This window comes from Phytobacter sp. (genome assembly GCF_059074235.1).
Window position 1 is genome coordinate 1,585,538 of sequence record NZ_JCACPZ010000004.1, and the last position, 20,215, is coordinate 1,605,752.

Consider the following 20,215-nt stretch of genomic DNA (forward strand, 5'->3'; position numbering starts at 1 on the left):
CGTTCAAAGGGCGATTATTTTTTGTCTTTTACTTCTTCGAACTCAGCGTCAACAACATCGTCGTCTTTCGCGTTGTTCGCAGAAGCATCAGCGCCGCCAGCCTGCTGCTGTGCGTGCTGCTGCTGAGCGATTTCCATCAGTTTCTGGGAAACCTGCGCCAGCGCCTGCATTTTCGCTTCGATATCTTCTTTATCTTCGCCTTTCAGAGACGTTTCCAGCGCGCTCAGTGCAGACTCGATAGCAGTTTTGTCTTCAGCCGGCAGTTTATCGCCTGCTTCTTCAACCTGCTTACGGGTGCTGTGCAGCAGATGGTCACCCTGGTTACGGGTCTGAACCAGCTCTTCGAACTTACGGTCAGATTCAGCGTTCGCTTCTGCTTCGCGAACCATTTTCTGGATTTCTTCTTCGTTCAGACCAGAAGAGGCCTTGATGGTGATCTTCTGCTCTTTACCGCTGTTTTTGTCCTTCGCGGAAACGTGCAGGATACCGTCAGCATCGATATCGAAGGTGACTTCGATCTGCGGCATGCCGCGTGGTGCTGCGTTGATACCATCCAGGTTGAACTGACCCAGAGATTTGTTATCGCCCGCACGTTTACGTTCACCCTGCAGCACATGGATGGTTACCGCAGACTGGTTGTCTTCAGCGGTAGAGAACACCTGGCTGTGCTTGGTCGGGATGGTGGTGTTTTTGGTGATGAGCGCAGTCATCACACCGCCCATGGTTTCGATACCCAGAGACAGCGGGGTAACGTCCAGCAGCAGTACGTCTTTAACATCACCACTCAGAACGCCGCCCTGAACCGCTGCACCGATGGCAACAGCTTCGTCCGGGTTAACGTCTTTACGCGGTTCTTTACCGAAGAACTCAGCAACTTTCTTCTGCACCATTGGCATACGAGTCTGACCGCCGACCAGGATAACGTCCTGTACATCAGAAACAGACAGGCCAGCGTCCTGCAGTGCAACTTTCAGCGGCTCGATAGAACGGTTGACCAGGTCTTCGACCAGGCTTTCCAGTTTTGCGCGAGTCACTTTGATGTTCATGTGTTTCGGACCGGTCGCGTCTGCAGTGATGTACGGCAGATTGACGTCGGTCTGCTGAGCAGAAGACAGTTCGATCTTCGCTTTCTCAGCGGCTTCTTTCAGGCGCTGCATAGCCAGCGGGTCGTTACGCAGGTCAATGCCCTGATCTTTCTTGAACTCTTCAACGAGGTAGTTGATCAGACGGCTATCGAAGTCTTCACCACCCAGGTGAGTATCACCGTTGGTTGCCAGAACTTCGAAGGTTTTTTCGCCATCAACTTCATCGATTTCGATAATAGAGATATCGAAAGTACCACCACCCAGGTCATATACCGCGATAGTACGGTTACCCACTTCTTTGTCCAGGCCGTAAGCCAGGGCAGCAGCAGTCGGTTCGTTGATGATACGTTTGACTTCCAGACCGGCGATACGGCCAGCATCTTTGGTTGCCTGACGCTGAGCATCGTTGAAGTAAGCCGGTACGGTGATAACTGCTTCAGTTACCGGTTCGCCCAGGTAATCTTCAGCCGTTTTCTTCATTTTTTTCAGCACTTCAGCAGAGATCTGCGGTGGTGCAGTGCGAGTACCTTTCACATCAAGCCATGCGTCGCCGTTATCAGCAGCAACAATTTTGTACGGCATGATAGAAACGTCACGCTGAACTTCTTCATCCTGGAAGCGGCGACCGATCAGGCGTTTAATCGCAAACAGGGTGTTTTGCGGGTTTGTCACTGCCTGACGTTTAGCCGGCTGACCAACCAGAGTTTCACCATCCTGGGTATAAGCAATGATAGAAGGCGTGGTGCGATCGCCCTCGGCGTTCTCCAGCACACGTGCAGTAGTGCCATCCATAATCGCTACACAAGAGTTGGTAGTACCCAGGTCGATACCAATAATTTTACCCATCTAAACGTCTCCACTAAAAATTCAGTCAACATGTGGTTGTGAACCTGTAATAAGGGCGAATTGTGGAGTTTCAACTGCTCCCCTTCGCTTTTTTTCAGGCCCACACACTGCGGTTGACTACAAGATGGGGTCGTAAAGGCGCTCATCAAGGGGGAAGGATTAAAAAAATTTTTAATTTCCACCTGTTCAGATCATAGACACAGGGCATGGTGCTATTTATGATGCCGCCGCCCCGCTTCCTCAATACGGATGCTGGGACACCTTTTCATCATTCATATTGATTTATTTTGAGGAATTATGGGCGACTCTAAGTTGGCTAATCCGGCTCCGCTGGGCTTAATGGGCTTCGGCATGACCACTATTCTGCTTAACCTGCACAATATTGGTATGTTCCCGCTGGATGGCATTATCCTGGCTATGGGTATTTTTTATGGTGGTATCGCACAGATTTTCGCTGGCTTGCTGGAATTCAAAAAAGGCAACACCTTCGGCTTAACCGCATTTACCTCTTACGGTTCATTCTGGTTGACGCTGGTTGCTATCCTGCTGCTGCCGAAAATGGGTCTGGCTGATGCAGCAAACGGTCACTTCCTGGGTGTTTATCTGGGTATCTGGGGCGTGTTCACCCTGTTTATGTTCTTCGGCACGCTGAAAGGCGCTCGTATGCTGCAATTCGTGTTCCTGAGCCTGACGGTGCTGTTTGCATTGCTGGCTGTTGGTCACCTGGCAGATAACGAAAGCATCGTTCACATCGCAGGCTGGATTGGCCTGGTGTGTGGCGCAAGCGCAATCTACCTGGCGATGGGTGAAGTCCTCAACGAACAATACGGTCGTACCGTACTGCCGATTGGCGAACAGCACTAATCTGCTTCCTTCGTGCCCGTATCGCGGGCACGAATTCCTCCTCCGTCTTTCCGTTTACGTTTCGATTGATTACCTGTTAAGCCGCTTTATGGGATGATTGACACCCCTTCTCATTATTAAGACGCGGATGATGACCTTATCTCAGGGCAGAACTTACGGGCTTCAACGCTGGGCAGCACTTCTTCTCACCGGTATCCTGGCCGGACTTGGCGGCATGTTGCTTGCCATGCTGCTGCATGAGATCCAACACCTTACCTATGGCTACAGCCAGAACCTGCTTATTGGCCCACACACATTTTTAGAAGGCGTCACCGATGCAAGCGCGCAGCGGCGTTTTATCGTGCTGGTCGCTGCAGGGGTCGTGGCCGGATGCGGATGGTGGTTACTGGCGCGTTATGGCAAAAAGCGAGTCAGCATCGGCGCGGCTGTCGCTGACGCCAGTAAACCCATGCCACCTCTGACAACGCTTGCCCATATTCTTTTGCAAATCATCACCGTGGCGATGGGGTCACCGCTTGGCCGTGAAGTCGCACCGCGCGAGGCCGGGGCACTTTTTGCCGGAAGCGTTGCCCGTCGTTTACGCCTCAAACCTGAGGATATTCAACTCATGACGGCCTGTGGTGCGGGTGCTGGCCTTGCCGCCGTCTACAACGTCCCGCTGGCGGGCGCAATTTTCACCCTCGAGGTGTTGCTGGTGAGTTTCAGCTGGGATGCTGCCATTGCTGCGCTGGCGACGTCCGCACTTGCCGCCTGGGTCGCGTCACTGGGGCTGGGCGATGAACATCAATACCGTTTCACCGCCGAATTCGCGGCGACCTCGTTGGTGTTTTGGGGCGTATTGTGCGGCCCGCTGTTGGGGGCCGCCGCTTACTGTTTCCGTCGCCTGACCCAATATTCGAGCAGTAAAGTGCGGGATAACTGGCAAATGCCCGTGATAAGCCTTGTGGCCTTTACGTTACTCGGCATTGGCGCAATCTGGTTTCCACAATTACCGGGCAACGGCAAAGGTGCGGCGCAGCTGGCCTTAAGTGGTGAGATGACTGCAACGCTTGCTGCGATCCTGCTCGTTCTCAAAGTGTTTCTGATCTGTGCCGTTATCCGGGGCGGAGCGGCCGGCGGGCTGTTGACGCCAGGTCTGGCAGTGGGTGGGCTGTTAGGTTCACTGCTGTTTTTACTTGCCGGACACGCCTTCCCCGGTAGCGATATGGAGAGTTTTGCCCTGCTGGGTGCCGCAGGATTCCTGGCGGCGTCGGCACACATGCCGGTCACCACATTAGCCTTGATAATGGAATCCACGCGTATGGATCATAGCTTCCTGGTGCCGGTAGTCTTGTGCATTGCTGGGGCATATGCCACCTGTCGGGCGCTGGAACGTTGCCAGTGAGTGCGTTTTTTGAACTAAACAATAACAGTTCTTAAACGAAGCCTTAAAAATCCCGCAGTACAATTGATAAGCATTATCATTTTTATTATGTTCGCCGGGAGCATCCCGGTGAATGGAATTCATGCAACAACCCAGACAGGTACGTCGGGTGGGATAACCCCCTTCTGTCGTGTTGCATAAGGTTAGACAATGAGTTCCACCCTTACCGCCAGCGTGAAGTCTGACGAGTCAGCCGTGGCGTCGCATTACAAAAAAGTCCTGTTGCGGCGTTTTATCCTGGCGGGCACCATACTGCTGTTGATCCTGTTCTCGCTGATCCTTGATTTTACTCTTGGCCCTTCCGGCCTGTCCGTTTCCACACTCTGGCAAACCCTGTTCGATGCCTCTTCTGCGGATGCGGGTACCCGAGTCATCGTCTGGGAACTGCGTCTGCCCTTCGCACTGATGGCGATCGTGGTCGGTATGGGACTCGGGCTTGCCGGTGCCGAGATGCAAACTATCCTGAATAACCCGCTGGCCAGCCCGTTCACTCTCGGCGTCTCTTCTGCCGCCTCTTTTGGCGCGGCGCTGGCGATCATTCTGGGGATCGGTATTCCCGGTATTCCCGATCAGTGGTTCATCTCGGTGAATGCTTTTGTTTTTGCGCTGATGGCCTGTTTTGTGCTCGACGGTATCAGCCGCTGGACGCGCGTCGCCACCTCCGGCGTCGTGCTGTTTGGTATTGCGCTGGTGTTTACCTTTAATGCTTTGATTTCCATTCTGCAGTTCGTTGCCAGTGAAGACACGTTGCAAGGGTTGGTTTTCTGGACGATGGGCAGTCTGGCGCGTGCCTCCTGGGATAAGCTCGCCATTTTGGTTATTGCGCTGCTTATCATCGTGCCATTGTCGATGCGGAATGCCTGGAAGCTGACCGCTCTGCGGTTAGGGGAAGATCGTGCCGTCAGTTTCGGTATCAACGTGCGCAAACTGCGCCTTGCTACCCTGCTGCGCATCAGCATCATTTCGGCGCTGACCGTCGCCTTTGTCGGCCCTATCGGATTTATTGGCCTGGTGGCCCCACACATCTCGCGCATGATGTTTGGCGAAGATCATCGTTTCTACTTACCCGGCAGCATGCTGATTGGTGCGCTGGTCCTCTCCCTGGCGTCGGTGCTGTCTAAAAACATTGTCGCGGGCGTCATCATTCCGGTCGGTATCGTCACCTCGCTGGTCGGCGTGCCCTTCTTCCTCAGCATTATCATTCGTCACCGGGGAACGCTATGACCGACGGTCTGAAAATCAGCGACCTGCACACCGGCTATCGCAGAAAGAAAATCATAGATGGGTTGAATACGCCCCTGCTACCGCGCGGCAAAATTACCGCTCTGCTCGGCCCGAACGGTTCCGGTAAATCGACGCTGTTGCGCGCACTGGCCGACCTCAATCCGGCGCAGGGCAAACTCGAACTCAACGGCGAAGACCTGATGTCGCTGTCCTCAACAAAGCGGGCACAGAAAGTGGTCTACCTGCCGCAATCGCTGCCGCAGGGTGTGCACCTGCATGCACTGGAATCGGTGATTGTGGCTCGCCGGGCCAGCGGTTTTGACGCGCAAGATAATGTCGAAAAAGAGGCTTACGACATCCTGCACAAGCTGGGGATCTCGCACCTGGCAATGAGCTTTCTTGACCAGCTTTCCGGCGGGCAAAAACAGTTGATTGGCCTGGCCCAGTCGCTGATTCGCAAACCTGATCTGCTGCTACTTGATGAGCCGCTCAGCGCCCTCGACCTCAACTATCAGTTTCATGTGATGGATATTGTCGCCCGCGAAACGCGTCTGCGTAACATCGTGACGGTGGTGGTTATCCATGACATCAACATTGCCCTGCGCCACGCCGAATATGCGGTGATGCTGAAAAATGGCGCACTGGTCGCCAGCGGCGTACCGGACGACGTCGTGACGCCGGCCAATCTGGCTACCGTTTATGGCGTACAGGGGCGGGTCGAATTTTGTTCACAAGGACTGCCACACGTGGTGGTTGACGGTTTAACAACATAAAAAAGAAGACGGGGAAATCATGAATCTGAAGAAGGCACTCATCGCCGCCGCCAGTGGTGCGGTTCTGCTGCTCTCGCCGTTATTGGCTCAGGCAGCAGACTGGCCGGTCACGGTGAAGGATATGGATAACCGCACGGTCACCATTCCTCAGGAGCCACAGCGCATCATTCTGCAGGACGGCCGCGATATTTTTGCCCTCGCGCTGCTGGAACGCGACAACCCATTCGCCAAAGTCGTGGCGTGGAACAACCTGCCTAAAAAGCAAGATACCCAGACCTGGGACGTGCTGAAGCGTAAGTGGCCAGAAGCGGAAAAGATCCTCGACATGCAATTTTCCGATCAGGGAAACGTGGATCTGGAAACCATTATCTCCCGCCACCCTGACCTGATGATTGCCCAGCTACGCGCCAGGCCATCACTGGTACAAAGCGGTGTGCTCGCGAAACTGGAAGCGCTGCATGTGCCGGTTGTATTTGTTGATTATGAACTGCACCCGGTTGAAAACACCCTGCCAAGCATCACCCTGCTCGGCAAAGTTATGGGACAAAACGAGCGCGCCAAAGCCTATACCGACTTCTATAAACAGCGTCTGGAAACCCTGCATCAACGTCTGGCAACGGCTGCCAAAAAACCGTTGGTCTTTATTGAGCCTATCGCAGGCGTTGCGGGTCTGGACAACGGCTGCTGCTTTACCCATGCACGTAACGGCTGGGGCGGTCTGGTGGAAGCCGCGGGTGGCGAGAACATCGGTTCACAGCTGCTGCCAGGGGCAACCGGTACGGTGTCGGTCGAGAAAATCATCTCTCTGAATCCTGACTATTACCTGATGAGCGGTTCGAAACGTCCGGGCAAAGGTACAGCGATCATTCCGTTTGGCTACAACGTCGATCAGAAAGAGGTTGTTACTGCTTTTAATGCGCTTCTGGCTCGCCAGGGTGTGAGTAGTATTCCTGCGGTCGTTCAGGGGCATACCGGGGCGCTGTATCACCACTTCTACAACAACCCGTACAACATCGTCGCCATTGAGACGCTGAGTAAGATCTTCTACCCGGACCTGTTTAAAGACATCGATCCGCTGGCGGATTATCACGCCATCATTAAGAACTTCACTCAGATCCCAGATGACAATATCGTCCTGAGCTACACCCCTTCGCACTAATCTCCCTCTCGCGCCATCATTCGATGGCGCTTTTTTTATCAACGATAGCTAAACAAGCCGAGCGTAATAATTGTTATCACGCTAACGATCTTCGACACTCGTTATGCAAAAAAATACATAACGAGAGAGCAAAATGATTTCAGGAAAAGTGAAGTTAGGGCTACTGACGGTAGCGCTGTTGCAGTGTGCGTCCATGGCAATGGCGAAAGACATCCGTGTTACCTATGCCGGTTCGATGGGTAAAGTCATGGATCAGGGCATGGGCCCGGCGTTTGCCAAAACAGAAAACGGTGATTATCAAGGGCAAGGACAGGGCGCGTACGGTATGGCACGCCTGCTGGCGAGCCACAAAATCGAAGCTGACGTGTTCGTCTCCATCAACCCTGGCCCCATGCAAATCCTTAAAGATGCCGGCCTGATCGACGATGCGGTACCGGTTGCCAGCACCAGTATGGTCATTGCTTACAGCCCGAAAGGGAAATATGCCGCCCAGTTTGCCCAAGCCAATGAGAAAAAAGATCCGTCATGGCTGAATCTGCTGGCGCAGAAAGACGTTTCCTTTGGCCGCACCGATCCGTATGTCGATCCAAAAGGGCAAAACATCGTCTTCACACTGCTGCTGGCTGAGAAGTATTACAAGATGCCGGGCATTGCCGACAAGATTTTAGGTTCGCTGCAAAACCCGGAGCAAACTCACCAGGAAGGCGGCCTGCTGGCGCGTCTGGAGAGCGGCCAGGTTGATGCTGCCGCCGGGTATGAAAGCGAAGTGCGTTCTGCTCACCTCCCCTACGTTGCCCTGCCGGATGAGATCAACCTGAGTAACCCGGCAATGGCGAAACAGTGGTATGACACCGTCAGCTTCACCATCAAAGACAGCCAGGGTAAAGATCAGGTGCTGCATACTCAGCCGATGGTCTTCTACGCTGCGGTACTGAAAAATGCGCCTAACGGCGTGGATCAAGGGAAGAAATTTGTCTCCTTCCTGCAAAGCCCGGCAGGCCAGGCTCTGTTTAAACAATATGGTTACGCAGAGCCGAAAGGGGATGCGCTATACGCCCGTTAAGACGTCCGGGCTGGGTCGCGGGCTGGCTCTCCCTGCCCGCGCTTTTACTGCTCAGTATCCCCTTCATTACGCTGGTCAGCGTCACCCCCTGGCACCATCTGCAACTGGCCTGGCGTGACGACAACGCCATTGCCGTTTCCATGGGGCTGGGTATGTTGTCGCTTGGCATCATTATCGCACTCGGCGTACCTGCCGCCTGGTGGCTGTCACAGGCTTCCGGGCGTAAGCGACTGATTGGCGAGCTGCTGGTAATGGTTCCGTTGCTTACCCCACCGTTGGCAATGGGCATTCTGCTGGTCTCGGCTTTTGGGCCTTATGGTCTGGTTGGGGAGTGGATTTCACGAATTGGGGTGACGCTGGTCAACAATCCGGCTGCGTTCGTACTGGCGCAGGTTTACGGTGCGTTGCCCTACTTCATAGTGGTGGCGCGCTCGGCCTTCGCGACCGTACCGAAAGATATTCTCGAAGCGGGCCAGACGCTCGGCGCGTCAGGCTGGAATCGTTTTCGCTTTCTCACTTTGCCACTGGCCTTTCCTGGCCTGGCCTCCGCCGTAACGCTGGCCTGGGTGCGGGCAGTCGGCGAATTTGGCATTGTGATGATCTTTGCTTATTTTCCGCAGGGTATCCCGGTCAAACTCTACACCAACCTGCAAAACGACGGTGTCGACGCGATTTATACCCTGCTGTGGATGCTGCTTATCGTGACGTTACCCCTACCGATGACCTGTTTTTTCCTCGGCAGACGGGCAACGTTAAAACAGCGTTAGTGTGTGGATTTGGCAAGCACCGGGTTTTGCGCTGCGACCCAATCCTGACGCAGCCAGATCCCCAGACCCAGACCAATCAGCGCCAACGCCAGCACGTACCAGGCGGGTGCCATTGGGGAAACGCCCATCAGCACCGTGACGGCGATCGGCGTCAGGCCACCGAAAATGGCATAGGAGACGTTGTACGAGAAGGAAATACCGGTGAAACGCACTTCTGCCGGGAAGGCACGCACCATCACGTACGGCACGGCCCCCACAATCCCCACAGACAGTCCGACCAGACCGTAGAGAGCAAACAGCTGCTCCGGATGGCTGCCAACCTGGTGATAGAACAACCAGCTTGAGCAGGCGAGCAGGATCCCACCGACAATAAAGGTCTTACCTGGGCCAACCCGGTCAACTATCAGGCCGGCAATCAGGCAACCGAAACAAAGCATAATTGTGGCGATACTGTTGGCCTGTAAAGTCAGCGCAGGGGCAAAGCCGTACTGTTTTTGCAGCCAGACGGGAGACATCAGGATCACAACGACAATGCATGCCGAAAGCAGCCAGGTCAGCAGCATGGAGACGACCACCGCCTTTTTGTGTTTCAGCACCACAGCTTTAACCGGCAGTTCTTGCGCCAGGGCTTTACGCTGCTGCATTTCAAGGAAGACGGGCGTTTCTTGTAACCAACGACGCAGGTACATGGCCACCAGGCCAAATGCTCCACCGAGCAGGAACGGCACACGCCAGCCGCCATCATGAATCGCCTGTGGCGTCATGCTGGTGTTGATGAGCGTCGCCACAACCGAGCCCAATAGGATCCCGACGGTCAGTCCTGCTGTTAAGGTCCCGCAAGCAATACCAATGCGCCGTTCAGGTACATGCTCAGCCACAAATACCCATGCGCCCGGTACTTCACCGCCGATTGCCGCTCCCTGAAGCACACGCATCAGCAACAACAACAACGGCGCGGCAATGCCCACCGACGCGTAGGTCGGCAGCAGACCAATCGCCAGAGTGGGGATCGCCATCAGCAGGATGCTGAGGGTGAACATCTTTTTACGTCCGACCAGATCGCCAAAGTGCGCCATCACAATGCCGCCCAGCGGACGCGCCAGATAACCTGCGGCAAAAATACCGAAGGTCTGCACCTGACGCAGCCATTCAGGGATATCCGCCGGGAAGAAAAGCTCTCCCACAACGGCCGCAAAGAAAACGAAGATGATGAAGTCGTAAAACTCCAGCGCCCCACCTAATGCGGCAAGCGTGAGAGTTTTGTAATCCTGTTTATTCAGAGGGCGTGTGTGTTTTGACATAACGGACCATTTGTAAAGAGGAGGTGTTGATTTAGGTTTTTACGCTAACTGTAAATTAAAAATTACTATACCGTAAATAAATCAACACTCCAGTGTCCGTGTAACTTAAATCAAAAAACCACTACTTTTAGGAGATTGTTTCGCGCCTTGCGCTTTTTGGACGGAAAGACGCTACCCTCGCCGGGTCAGTCTCCACATAAGGACCATCAAGCAACTGTACACAATACGGTACACTTGCAAAAATCCCCGGCACTTTTACGTTACCCTCGTCATCTTTCAGCCCTTCCAGCGTCTCTTTGATGGACTTAGGTTGGCCTGGTAAATTGAGGATCAGCGCCTGTTTGCGGATCACCCCCACCTGACGGGAGAGGATCGCCGTCGGCACAAAGTTGAGGCTAATCTGGCGCATTTGCTCGCCAAAGCCGGGCATTTCACGATCGGCTACCGCCAGCGTGGCATCGGGGGTCACATCGCGGCGCGCAGGCCCGGTTCCGCCGGTGGTCAGCACCAGGTGACAGCTCATTTCATCCACCAGCTCGCACAGCGTCTGCTCAATGATGCTTTGCTCATCCGGGATTAATCGCGTTTCGATGGAAAAAGGGGTGGTCAGTGTGGCAGCAAGCCACTCTTCAAGCGCCGGGATGCCTTTGTCCTGATAAATACCGCTGGAGGCGCGGTCAGAAACAGAAACTAAACCAATGCGTAATGTGTCCATATTCATTCCGTATAAAAAAGTATGACTTACGGAAATGATACACGCTGAAGGGAGATGCAGACAGAGGGGAAGCGTGACCGGAGGCCCGGTCACGCAGAATGATTACAGCAGGTCGCCGATCATTTTTTCCAGTTTTTCCTGGTCAACAGCAAACTTACGGATACCGTCCGCCAGCTTGTCTACTGCCATCGGATCCTGGTTGTGCTGCCAGAAGAACTGCGCTTCGGTGATACGTTCCGGACGCGCTTTTACTTCGCCAGTGTAAGACAGTTTACGCTCGATAGCGCCTTCGCTCTCAGCCAGCTCTTTCAGCAGGCCCGGGGCGATGGTCAGACGGTCGCAGCCAGCCAGTTCCAGAATTTCGCCGAGGTTACGGAAGCTTGCGCCCATAACAACGGTTTCGTAACCGTGCTGTTTGTAGTACTGGTAGATTTCAGTCACCGACACCACGCCTGGATCTTCAGCCGGTGCGTACTCTTTCTTGTCAGTGTTGGCTTTGTACCAGTCGAGGATACGGCCCACGAACGGAGAAATCAGGAAGACACCTGCTTCTGCACATGCACGCGCCTGAGCGAAGGAGAACAGCAGAGTCAGGTTACAGTTGATGCCTTCTTTTTCCAGCTGCTCTGCAGCACGGATCCCCTGCCAGGTGGAAGCCAGTTTGATCAGAATACGATCGTTGCTGATGCCAGCATCGTTGTACAGTTTGATCAGGTGTTTAGCTTTGGCAATTGAGGCTTCAGTGTCGTAAGACAGACGTGCATCAACTTCAGTAGAGATACGACCTGGGATCAGCTTCAGGATTTCGAGACCGATATTCACTGCCAGTTTGTCTGATGCATCGATAACCTGCTGAGCACGATCGCTGCTCTGGCCTTTAGCCCAGACAATCGCGTCATCAATCAGTTTACGGTATTCAGGAATTTGGGCAGCGCCAAGAATCAGAGAAGGGTTGGTGGTCGCGTCTTGCGGCTGGTACAGCTTCATTGCCGCGATATCTCCGGTGTCAGCCACGACTGTGGTGTATTGACGCAGAGAAGTCAATTTATCCGTCATGATAGTGTTTCTCTTTGAACTTGTTAGGGGGATGTAACCGGTCTTCCCTGATGATAACACGACGCACAGGCAGCGCAACCGCGCAGTGAAGTTGCGTAATTATGATAAACTCGATTTATTAATTGCCTGCAAAGTAGTGCGCTATTAATAATAGCGCCGCTTATTACCCTGCGACCTGGCATAGACAAGAGGGATGTTAATGCCTGAATTTTTCTCCTTTATCAGTGAAATGCTTTGGGGTTCATTGATGCTTTATTTGCTGCTTGCAGCAGGCATCTGGTTCGCCTTTCGCAGCAAATTTATCCCCTTTCGGCTAGTAGGTGACTTCTATCGCAATCTCAAAAGCCGCAGTAGCGCTCAGTCTGGCGGGCTGACCTCTTACCAGGCGCTCTTTCTCAGTCTTGCAGGTCGCGTAGGGAGCGGTAATCTGGCGGGTGTCGCCTTCGCGATTACCTCCGGTGGCCCTGGCGCCATTTTCTGGATGTGGGTCTCCGCATTCATCGGCATGGCAACCTGCTTTGCCGAATGTACACTGGCGCAACTCTACAAAGAACGAGATGCAAACCAACAGTTTCGCGGTGGTCCAGCGTGGTATATGGCCCGTGGACTGGGCATGCGCTGGATGGGCGTTCTGTTCTCCGTATTCCTGCTGCTCGCCTATGGCCTGATTTTTAACACTATCCAGGCCAACTCAGTGGCGCGCGCCGTGCACTACGCCTGGGGCGTGCATCACATCATTACCGGCATTGTGCTTGCCGTTCTCATCCTGCTCCTGATCACCCGAGGTTTGCGTAGCGTTGCTGGCGTGATGCAATGGATGGTCCCAATTATGGCGAGCGCCTGGGTGGTGATGAGCATCGCGGTCAGCATGGGGCACTTTGCCCAGATTCCAGGCATCATCGAGTCGATTTTCAGAAGTGCATTTGGCTGGCAGGAAGCCGCTGCGGGCACCATGGGATATACCATCAGCCAGGCGCTCACCAGTGGTTTTCAGCGCAGCATGTTTTCCAACGAAGCGGGAATGGGATCAGCGCCTAATGCCGCAGCAATGGCCGCTTCTTCTCCCCCTCACCCCGCCGCGCAAGGATTTGTGCAGATGATTGGCGTGGTCGTAGATACTTTTATGGTGTGTACCGCCAGCGCCTTTATTCTGCTGCTGGCCAACGTCACGCCAGCCGAGGGCACCTTCAACGGCACTCAGATGGTACAGGAGGCCATGGTGGCCTTAACCGGTAACTGGGGAGCCAGCTTTGTTGCTTTGATCGTCTTCTTGTTCGCGTTGAGTTCGATTGCCGTTAACTACCTCTACGCAGAGAACAACCTGATTTTTCTGCGCTTAAACAGCCGACGGAATATCTGGTTGTTACGCAGCGGCATACTGCTCATGGTGCTGGTGGGTTCATTGTTACGTTTGCCGTTACTTTGGCATCTGGCCGATGTGATTATGGCATTTATGGCTATCACCAACCTGACGGCTATTCTGCTGCTCTCCCCCGTCGTCAGCATTATTGCAGGTGACTATTTGCGCCAACGAAGGCTTGGCGTTACCCCCGTTTTCAAAGCCAGCCGTTATCCGGAAATCAAGCGGCAACTGGCACCGGGCGCGTGGGACAATGAGACAGAGAAGCCTGCTGACAATCACAACTATTGATCAATCCCTTGGGCTTTTTTGTTAAAATCAGCAACAAATTCCCTGCAAGGACTGAATATGCTGATTCTCATCTCCCCCGCAAAAACGCTGGATTATCAAAGTGAGCTGGCCACAACGCGCTTCACTCAGCCAGAACTGCTCGATCACTCGCAGCAGCTCATCGACGTGGCACGTCAACTGACTGCCCCGCAAATCAAAGCGTTAATGGGGATCAGCGACAAACTTGCCGACCTGAACGCCACCCGCTTCCATGACTGGCAGCCAGACTTCACGCTGAAAAATGCCCGTCAGGCCATTCTGGCGTTCAAGGGGGATGTTTATACCGGCTTACAGGCAGAAACCTTCTCTGAAGCTGATTTCGATTTTGCCCAGCAGCATCTGCGTATGCTCTCTGGTCTCTATGGGGTGTTACGTCCGCTGGATCTGATGCAGCCGTACCGCCTGGAGATGGGCATTCGTCTGGAAAACGCGAAGGGCAAAGATCTCTATCAGTTCTGGGGAGAGACCATAACTCAGAAGCTTAACGACGCCATTAAAGCGCAAGGCGATGATGTGGTGGTCAATCTGGCCTCCGATGAATACTTCAAATCAGTGAAGCCAAAAAGCCTGAATGCGCAAATCATCAAGCCGGTCTTCCTGGATGAGAAAAACGGCAAATTCAAAGTCATTAGCTTCTATGCCAAAAAAGCACGTGGGCTGATGAGCCGTTACATTATCGAAAAACGCCTGACAAAACCTGAGCAGTTAACCGGGTTTAACAGTGAAGGCTATTTCTTTGATGAAGAGCAGTCAGGGAAAGGCGAACTGGTCTTTAAGCGTCACGAGCAGTAATCACACCCCGTCTCCGTACAGTACGGAGACGGGATGAATAGAATTAACGACGCCAGTCCGGCCCCGGACCACGGTCGTCGTGTCGGTCATCATGGCGATCGTCATGATGGTCGCGAAACTCTTCATGATGCGGTCGCCAGTGGTCATCGCGCATCTCATAATGACGGTTCCACCAGTCGTGGTCACGCCAGCGTCCCCCATCCCAGCGATTGCCATAATTATCACTGTCGCCAATTTGCAGTTTCACCGCAGGTACAAGGGTAATTTCAGCAGCTTGTGCCGCCAGCGGAGCCACCATCAACAACGAAAGCGCTAAGAATACAGGTTTCAACATGGGTTACTCCTTTGTTCATCTTGCCCTTTCCGGGCTGATGTAAGGAGCTTATGCAAAGTGATGACGGCTTGTTATTATCTGCAATCCTAATATTTAAGTGCCCGCATTTATTGGGAATTCCTCCATTTTTTCTGCGCAATTGCGTCGCAATTTCTCCGTATTTGCGCGAAAAAAAGCCGGGAAGCAGTGACGCGACCCGGCTTTTTAGATTTTCGTCTGACGCTTACGCTTTACTCATCATCAGTTTGCGTAACTCAGCAAAATCAGCAGGCAGATGGTGAGACAAGAGTTCCAGGTCAGCACGCTCTGCCAGCTCTTTCGGCAGCACCAGCGGTTCACCCAGGATCTCTTCCACGCTCTCTTTGAACTTCGCCGGATGGGCGGTTCCAAGGAACAGACCATACTCGCCCGGATGCAGTTGATCGCGCAGCGCACGGTAGGCGATTGCAGCATGAGGCTCGGAAAGATAACCCTTACCTTTCAGCTCGCGCATAGTCTCTTTGGTGGTTTCATCGTCAACCGCCGCATAGCCCAGCTCGTTCAGACGCCAGATTTTACGACGGAACAGTTCTTCAACACGCGGCCAGTTGTTAGGCTGGCTGACGTCCATCGCGTTCGACAGGGTGGCCTGCGTCGCTTTTGGCTTCCACTCACCTTCCTGCAGGAAACGTGGCACGGTGTCGTTGGCATTGGTAGCAGCGATAAAGCGCTTGATCGGCAGACCCAGAGACTTCGCCAGCAGGCCAGCAGTCAGGTCGCCAAAGTTGCCGCTCGGCACGGAAACCACCAGCTGGTTGCGCGCTTCCTGCGGAAGCTGTGCCACCGCTTCAAAGTAGTAGCAAATCTGTGCCAGCAGGCGGCTGATGTTGATGGAGTTGGCTGAGTTCAGACCCAGCGCCACTTTCAACTCTTCATCATCGAATGCCTGTTTCACCAACGCCTGGCAGGCATCAAAGTCAGCATCAATAGCAACCGTTTCAATGTTGCCACCCAGCGTACAGAACAGTTTCTCCTGAAGCGGGCTGATTTTGCCGTTCGGGTAGAGGATAACCACGCGCACGTTTTTCAGACCGTAAAACGCATGCGCCACCGCAGCACCGGTATCACCGGAAGTGGCGGTGAGGATAGTCACTGGCTTGTCGCCGCTGATGGTGGTCAGCATCTGCGCCATAAAGCGGCCGCCGAAGTCTTTAAAGGCCAGCGTTGGACCGTGGAACAACTCCAGACAGCCGATGTCGCTCTCCACCGGTTTCACCGGCGCCGGGAAGGCAAACGCATCACGAACGCGCGCTTCCAGCACCTCTTGCGGCAGCTCATCACCGATGAACGCACCGAGGATCTTCGCACTGCGAGTGATGAAATCCTGCTCCAGCATTTCATCGATTTCTGTCAGGCTAAATTCCGGCAGATCGTGCGGAAAAAAGAGCCCCTGATTCTTGCCCAGGCCTTGCGTGATGGCCTGCGCGAAACTGACCTGTTCGTTATGATCTTTTAAGTTATAGAGTTTCATTGGTTATCCCACTACTCGTGCACCCGTCGTATCCAGACGGCAAATATGAACAAAGCCTTCCTGATTTTGCAAATAGTGTTTGCTCAGCCAGTCTGCCACACGTTGCGCCGTTTCGGTTTTATCGCACAACGCAAACAGCGTCGGACCAGACCCCGAAATCCCGCAGGAGATTGCGCCGATATCCGCTACCGCCTGACGTGCTTCATTAAAGCCCGGCAGCAGTTTGGTGCGGTACGGCTCAGCAATCACATCTTTCATTAACTTCGCAGCAAGCGCAGGCTGACGCGAATAGCAGGCATGAATAAAGCCTGCCAGATGCCGCCCGTGGGCAATACAATCCTGGCGACGATATTGTGCCGGCAGGATAGCGCGCGCTTCAGCCGTCGATACTTTAATACCCGGATAAGCAAGCACCCATAACCACTCATCAAAGCATGGCACCTGCTGACTGATAATGCCGTTTTCCTCAATCATCAATTGCATGCCGCCGAGGAAGCAAGGCGCGACGTTATCGTAGTGAATGCTGCCTGAGATACGCCCTTCCAGCTCACCCATGATCGCCAACATTTTGCTGTCGTTCAGCGGCTTACCACAGTATTCGTTCATGGCGACCAGTGCGGCAACAACGGAACAGGCGCTCGACCCCAAACCAGAACCAATCGGCATGTTTTTTTCAAGCGTCATCGCTACCGGAACAGTTTTACCGATCTCCTGGCAGAAGCGTTCCCAGCACTGATAGACGATATTCTCTTGCGGATTAGTCGGCAGCTTGCTGGCGAAGCGCCCGACATTTTTCAGGCTGAAGCTGTCAGCCGCCTCAACCGAAACATTGTCCCCGAGCAGCGTCCCATCGACAGGTGTCACTGCAGCGCCCAGTACATCAAAACCCACGCTCATATTGGCACTGGAGGCCGGAGCATATACTTTCACCATCTTAAACTCCCAACTTCCAGGAAAGAGTGCGTAACAGGTCAGCAAACACACCCGCAGCCGTTACGTCATTACCCGCACCGTAACCACGCAGCACCAACGGAATTGGCTGGTAGTAGTGGCTGTAGAATGCGAGGGCGTTTTCGCCATTTTTCACTTTATAAAGCGGATCGTTGCCATCAACTTCGGCGATTTTCACCCGGCAAGAACCGTCTTCTTCGATATTACCGACATAGCGCAACACCTTTCCTTCATCCCGCGCTTTCGCCACGCGAGCAGCAAAGGCATCGTCCAGTTGCGGCAGGCGATCCATAAATTCAGCAACATCACCACCGTCGTCAAAGGTGGACGGCAGGACAGGCTCAATGATGATATCGGAAAGTTCCAGCTCACGTCCGGTTTCACGAGCCAGAATCAACAGCTTACGTGCGACATCCATACCGGAGAGATCATCACGCGGATCTGGCTCAGTAAAGCCGATTTCACGCGCCGCTTTTGTCGCGTCCGACAGACTCATGCCCTCATCCAGTTTCCCGAAAATGAAAGAGAGTGAACCTGACAACACACCGGAGAAGCGCTGTAGCTCATCCCCTGCGTTGAGCAGGTTTTGCAGGTTCTCGATAACCGGCAGCCCCGCACCGACGTTGGTGTCATAGAGGAATTTACGACGCGACTTTGCCGCGGCGTGGCGCAACTGATGGTAGTAATCCATCGATGAAGTGTTGGCCTTTTTGTTCGGCGTGACCACATGGAAACCTTCACGCAGGAAGTCGGCATACTGGTCGGCAACGCTTTGGTTAGAGGTACAGTCGACAATCACCGGGTTAAGCAGATGATACTCTTTCACCAGACGGATCAGACGCCCAAGGTTGAACGGCTCTTTCGCTTCCGCCAGTTCTGCCTGCCAGTTTTCCAGATTCAGGCCGTGCACATTGGTGAGCAGCGCTTTTGAGTTCGCCACGCCGCACACGCGCAAATCGATATGTTTGTTCTTTAGCCACGCCTGCTGACGCTTAAGTTGTTCCAGCAGTGCGCTACCCACACCGCCCACACCGATGACAAACACTTCAATGACCTGATCGGTGTTAAACAACATCTGGTGGGTCACACGCACACCAGTCGTTGCATCATCGTTGCTAACCACCACGGAAATAGAACGCTCAGAGGAACCTTGCGCAATCGCCACAATGTTGATGTTCGCACGCGCCAGCGCAGCAAAGAATTTGGCAGAGATGCCACGCATTGTGCGCATACCATCACCGACAACCGAAATGACGGCCAAACGCTCCATCACGGCGATCGGCTCCAGCAGACCTTCTTTCAGTTCAAGGAAGAATTCATCACTCATCGCTCTCTGGGCGCGGGCACAATCGGACTGCGGCACGCAGAAACTGATGCTGTACTCAGAAGAAGATTGGGTAATAAGTACAACGGAAATACCTGCACGAGACATAGCAGCAAATACGCGAGCCGCCATTCCCACCATGCCTTTCATGCCCGGGCCCGACACGCTGAACATCGCCATGTTGTTCAGATTCGAAATACCTTTCACTGGCAGACCATCTTCATCAGAAGTGGCACCAATCAACGTGCCTGGAGCCTGCGGGTTGCCGGTGTTTTTGATAAGGCAAGGGATCTGGAACTGGGCAATCGGGGTAATCGTACGCGGGTGAAGCACCTTCGCACCAAAGTAAGAAAGCTCCATCGCTTCCTGGTACGACATGGATTTCAGCAGGCGGGCATCCGGTACCTGGCGAGGATCGCAGGTGTAGACGCCATCCACGTCCGTCCAGATTTCACAACAATCCGCACGCAGACACGCTGCCAGTACAGCAGCAGAGTAGTCAGAACCATTACGTCCGAGTACGACCAGCTCGCCCTTCTCATTACCGGCGGTAAAACCGGCCATCAGGATCATGTGGTCAGTAGGTATTCGGCTTGCAGCGATGCGACGCGTAGATTCGGTAATATCGACAGTAGATTCAAGGTAGTGGCCAACAGCGAGTAGCTTTTCGACCGGATCAATCACCGACACATTATGACCACGCGCTTCCAGAAGCCCGGCCATAATGGCGATAGAGAGTTTTTCGCCACGGCAGATCAGCGCCGCATTGATGCTGTCCGGACACTGGCCAAGCAGGCTGATACCGTGCAGAACATGTTTGATCTGGGCAAATTCTTGTTCAACGAAAATTTTAAGCTGAGCGAGTGGGAAGCCGGGTTGGGCGTCTGCGAGTCCTGAGAGAAGCTCCGCAAAAATCCTTTCTGCATCACTGATATTCGGTACGGCGTCCTGACCACCAATGGTTTTTTCAATCATGGCGACCAGATGGTTGGTGATTTTCGCCGGGGCAGATAACACTGTCGCCACCTGCCCCTGCCTGGCATTACTCTCCAGGATGTCGGCAACACGCAGAAACCTTTCCGCATTTGCCACTGATGTACCGCCAAACTTCAACACTCGCATGTTATACCCCTTGATCTTTGATCGAAAAAAAAGCCCGCACTGTTCAGGTGCGGGCTTTTTTCTGTTTTTCCTGTACGCGTCAGCCCGCACCGTTACCTGTGGTAATTGTGGTGGTGGTAATAATCGTGGTGACGATGCTGATGCGTTTCATGGATGTTGTGTGCTCTGTAATTTTTATCTGTCTGTCGCTGTGCCTATATTGGTTAAAGTATCTGC

18 protein-coding genes and 1 other annotated feature are annotated in these 20,215 nt (G+C 53.7%); of the genes, 9 read left to right on the forward strand and 9 right to left on the reverse strand.

Annotated features, from left to right (window positions below; all coding sequences use genetic code 11):
* Positions 1 to 14 precede the first annotated feature (14 nt).
* Positions 15 to 1,931, reverse strand: a complete 1,917-nt coding sequence (gene dnaK / locus AC5JPW_RS11435; RefSeq protein WP_494240359.1) for a molecular chaperone DnaK — start codon at positions 1,929 to 1,931, stop codon at positions 15 to 17.
* Positions 1,932 to 2,228: 297 nt separating this feature from the next.
* On the opposite strand from dnaK, the gene satP reads away from it, so the two are divergent.
* From satP to AC5JPW_RS11470, 7 genes are all read left to right on the forward strand, one after another.
* Positions 2,229 to 2,795, forward strand: coding sequence for an acetate uptake transporter (gene satP / locus AC5JPW_RS11440; protein ID WP_494240360.1), 567 nt, complete (start codon positions 2,229 to 2,231; stop codon positions 2,793 to 2,795).
* 130 nt (positions 2,796 to 2,925) lie between these two features.
* Positions 2,926 to 4,179 (forward strand): chloride channel protein, encoded by a 1,254-nt coding sequence (locus tag AC5JPW_RS11445; protein WP_494241210.1) that lies wholly within the window; start codon positions 2,926 to 2,928, stop codon positions 4,177 to 4,179.
* 189 nt (positions 4,180 to 4,368) lie between these two features.
* Positions 4,369 to 5,442: a FecCD family ABC transporter permease gene (locus tag AC5JPW_RS11450; RefSeq protein ID WP_494240362.1), complete on the forward strand. Its 1,074-nt coding sequence runs from the start codon at positions 4,369 to 4,371 to the stop codon at positions 5,440 to 5,442.
* Positions 5,439 to 6,215, forward strand: coding sequence for an ABC transporter ATP-binding protein (locus AC5JPW_RS11455; protein WP_494240364.1), 777 nt, complete (start codon positions 5,439 to 5,441; stop codon positions 6,213 to 6,215). Before AC5JPW_RS11450 ends, AC5JPW_RS11455 begins: the two co-directional genes overlap by 4 nt.
* A gap of 19 nt (positions 6,216 to 6,234) precedes the next feature.
* Positions 6,235 to 7,374, forward strand: a complete 1,140-nt coding sequence (locus tag AC5JPW_RS11460) for an ABC transporter substrate-binding protein (protein ID WP_494240365.1) — start codon at positions 6,235 to 6,237, stop codon at positions 7,372 to 7,374.
* Between the two features lie 133 nt (positions 7,375 to 7,507).
* The gene (locus tag AC5JPW_RS11465; RefSeq protein WP_494240367.1) at positions 7,508 to 8,437 is read left to right on the forward strand and encodes an extracellular solute-binding protein; all 930 of its coding nucleotides are present in this window, start codon (positions 7,508 to 7,510) and stop codon (positions 8,435 to 8,437) included.
* Positions 8,425 to 9,204 carry a molybdate ABC transporter permease subunit gene (locus AC5JPW_RS11470; protein WP_494241212.1) on the forward strand — a complete coding sequence of 260 codons (780 nt, stop codon included), beginning with the start codon at positions 8,425 to 8,427 and terminating at the stop codon, positions 9,202 to 9,204. The genes AC5JPW_RS11465 and AC5JPW_RS11470 overlap by 13 nt, the downstream gene beginning before the upstream one ends.
* Here AC5JPW_RS11470 and AC5JPW_RS11475 read toward each other — a convergent pair.
* From AC5JPW_RS11475 to tal, 3 genes are all read right to left on the reverse strand, one after another.
* The gene (locus tag AC5JPW_RS11475) at positions 9,201 to 10,505 is read right to left on the reverse strand and encodes an MFS transporter (RefSeq protein ID WP_494240369.1); all 1,305 of its coding nucleotides are present in this window, start codon (positions 10,503 to 10,505) and stop codon (positions 9,201 to 9,203) included. The genes AC5JPW_RS11470 and AC5JPW_RS11475 overlap by 4 nt on opposite strands.
* Before the next feature lie 127 nt (positions 10,506 to 10,632).
* Entirely contained in the window at positions 10,633 to 11,220 is a 588-nt protein-coding gene (gene mog, locus AC5JPW_RS11480; RefSeq protein WP_494240371.1) for a molybdopterin adenylyltransferase, read from the reverse strand.
* Positions 11,221 to 11,322: 102 nt separating this feature from the next.
* A complete protein-coding gene (tal, locus tag AC5JPW_RS11485; protein WP_494240373.1) occupies positions 11,323 to 12,276 on the reverse strand; it encodes a transaldolase in 954 nt (317 codons plus the stop codon).
* A gap of 199 nt (positions 12,277 to 12,475) precedes the next feature.
* Between tal and AC5JPW_RS11490 the strand changes: the two genes are divergently transcribed.
* Both AC5JPW_RS11490 and yaaA read left to right on the forward strand, forming a co-directional pair.
* Positions 12,476 to 13,927, forward strand: coding sequence for an alanine/glycine:cation symporter family protein (locus AC5JPW_RS11490; protein ID WP_494240374.1), 1,452 nt, complete (start codon positions 12,476 to 12,478; stop codon positions 13,925 to 13,927).
* A 57-nt stretch (positions 13,928 to 13,984) separates the two neighbouring features.
* Complete coding sequence (yaaA, locus tag AC5JPW_RS11495; protein ID WP_494240375.1) at positions 13,985 to 14,758, forward strand: peroxide stress protein YaaA; 774 nt, start codon at positions 13,985 to 13,987, stop codon at positions 14,756 to 14,758.
* A 43-nt stretch (positions 14,759 to 14,801) separates the two neighbouring features.
* Here the strand turns inward: yaaA and AC5JPW_RS11500 are convergent, their stop codons facing one another.
* The 5 genes from AC5JPW_RS11500 to thrL form a co-directional block, all read right to left on the reverse strand.
* Complete coding sequence (locus tag AC5JPW_RS11500; RefSeq protein ID WP_494240377.1) at positions 14,802 to 15,092, reverse strand: DUF2502 domain-containing protein; 291 nt, start codon at positions 15,090 to 15,092, stop codon at positions 14,802 to 14,804.
* A gap of 223 nt (positions 15,093 to 15,315) precedes the next feature.
* The gene (gene thrC / locus AC5JPW_RS11505) at positions 15,316 to 16,602 is read right to left on the reverse strand and encodes a threonine synthase (RefSeq protein WP_494240379.1); all 1,287 of its coding nucleotides are present in this window, start codon (positions 16,600 to 16,602) and stop codon (positions 15,316 to 15,318) included.
* Positions 16,603 to 16,605: 3 nt separating this feature from the next.
* Positions 16,606 to 17,535 (reverse strand): homoserine kinase, encoded by a 930-nt coding sequence (thrB, locus tag AC5JPW_RS11510; RefSeq protein ID WP_494240380.1) that lies wholly within the window; start codon positions 17,533 to 17,535, stop codon positions 16,606 to 16,608.
* A gap of 1 nt (position 17,536) precedes the next feature.
* Positions 17,537 to 19,999 carry a bifunctional aspartate kinase/homoserine dehydrogenase I gene (gene thrA / locus AC5JPW_RS11515; protein WP_494240382.1) on the reverse strand — a complete coding sequence of 821 codons (2,463 nt, stop codon included), beginning with the start codon at positions 19,997 to 19,999 and terminating at the stop codon, positions 17,537 to 17,539.
* A gap of 23 nt (positions 20,000 to 20,022) precedes the next feature.
* Positions 20,023 to 20,143, reverse strand: a sequence feature (Thr leader region).
* Positions 20,079 to 20,150, reverse strand: a complete 72-nt coding sequence (thrL, locus tag AC5JPW_RS11520; protein WP_072042696.1) for a thr operon leader peptide — start codon at positions 20,148 to 20,150, stop codon at positions 20,079 to 20,081. Its footprint overlaps the feature before it by 65 nt.
* Positions 20,151 to 20,215 lie beyond the last annotated feature (65 nt).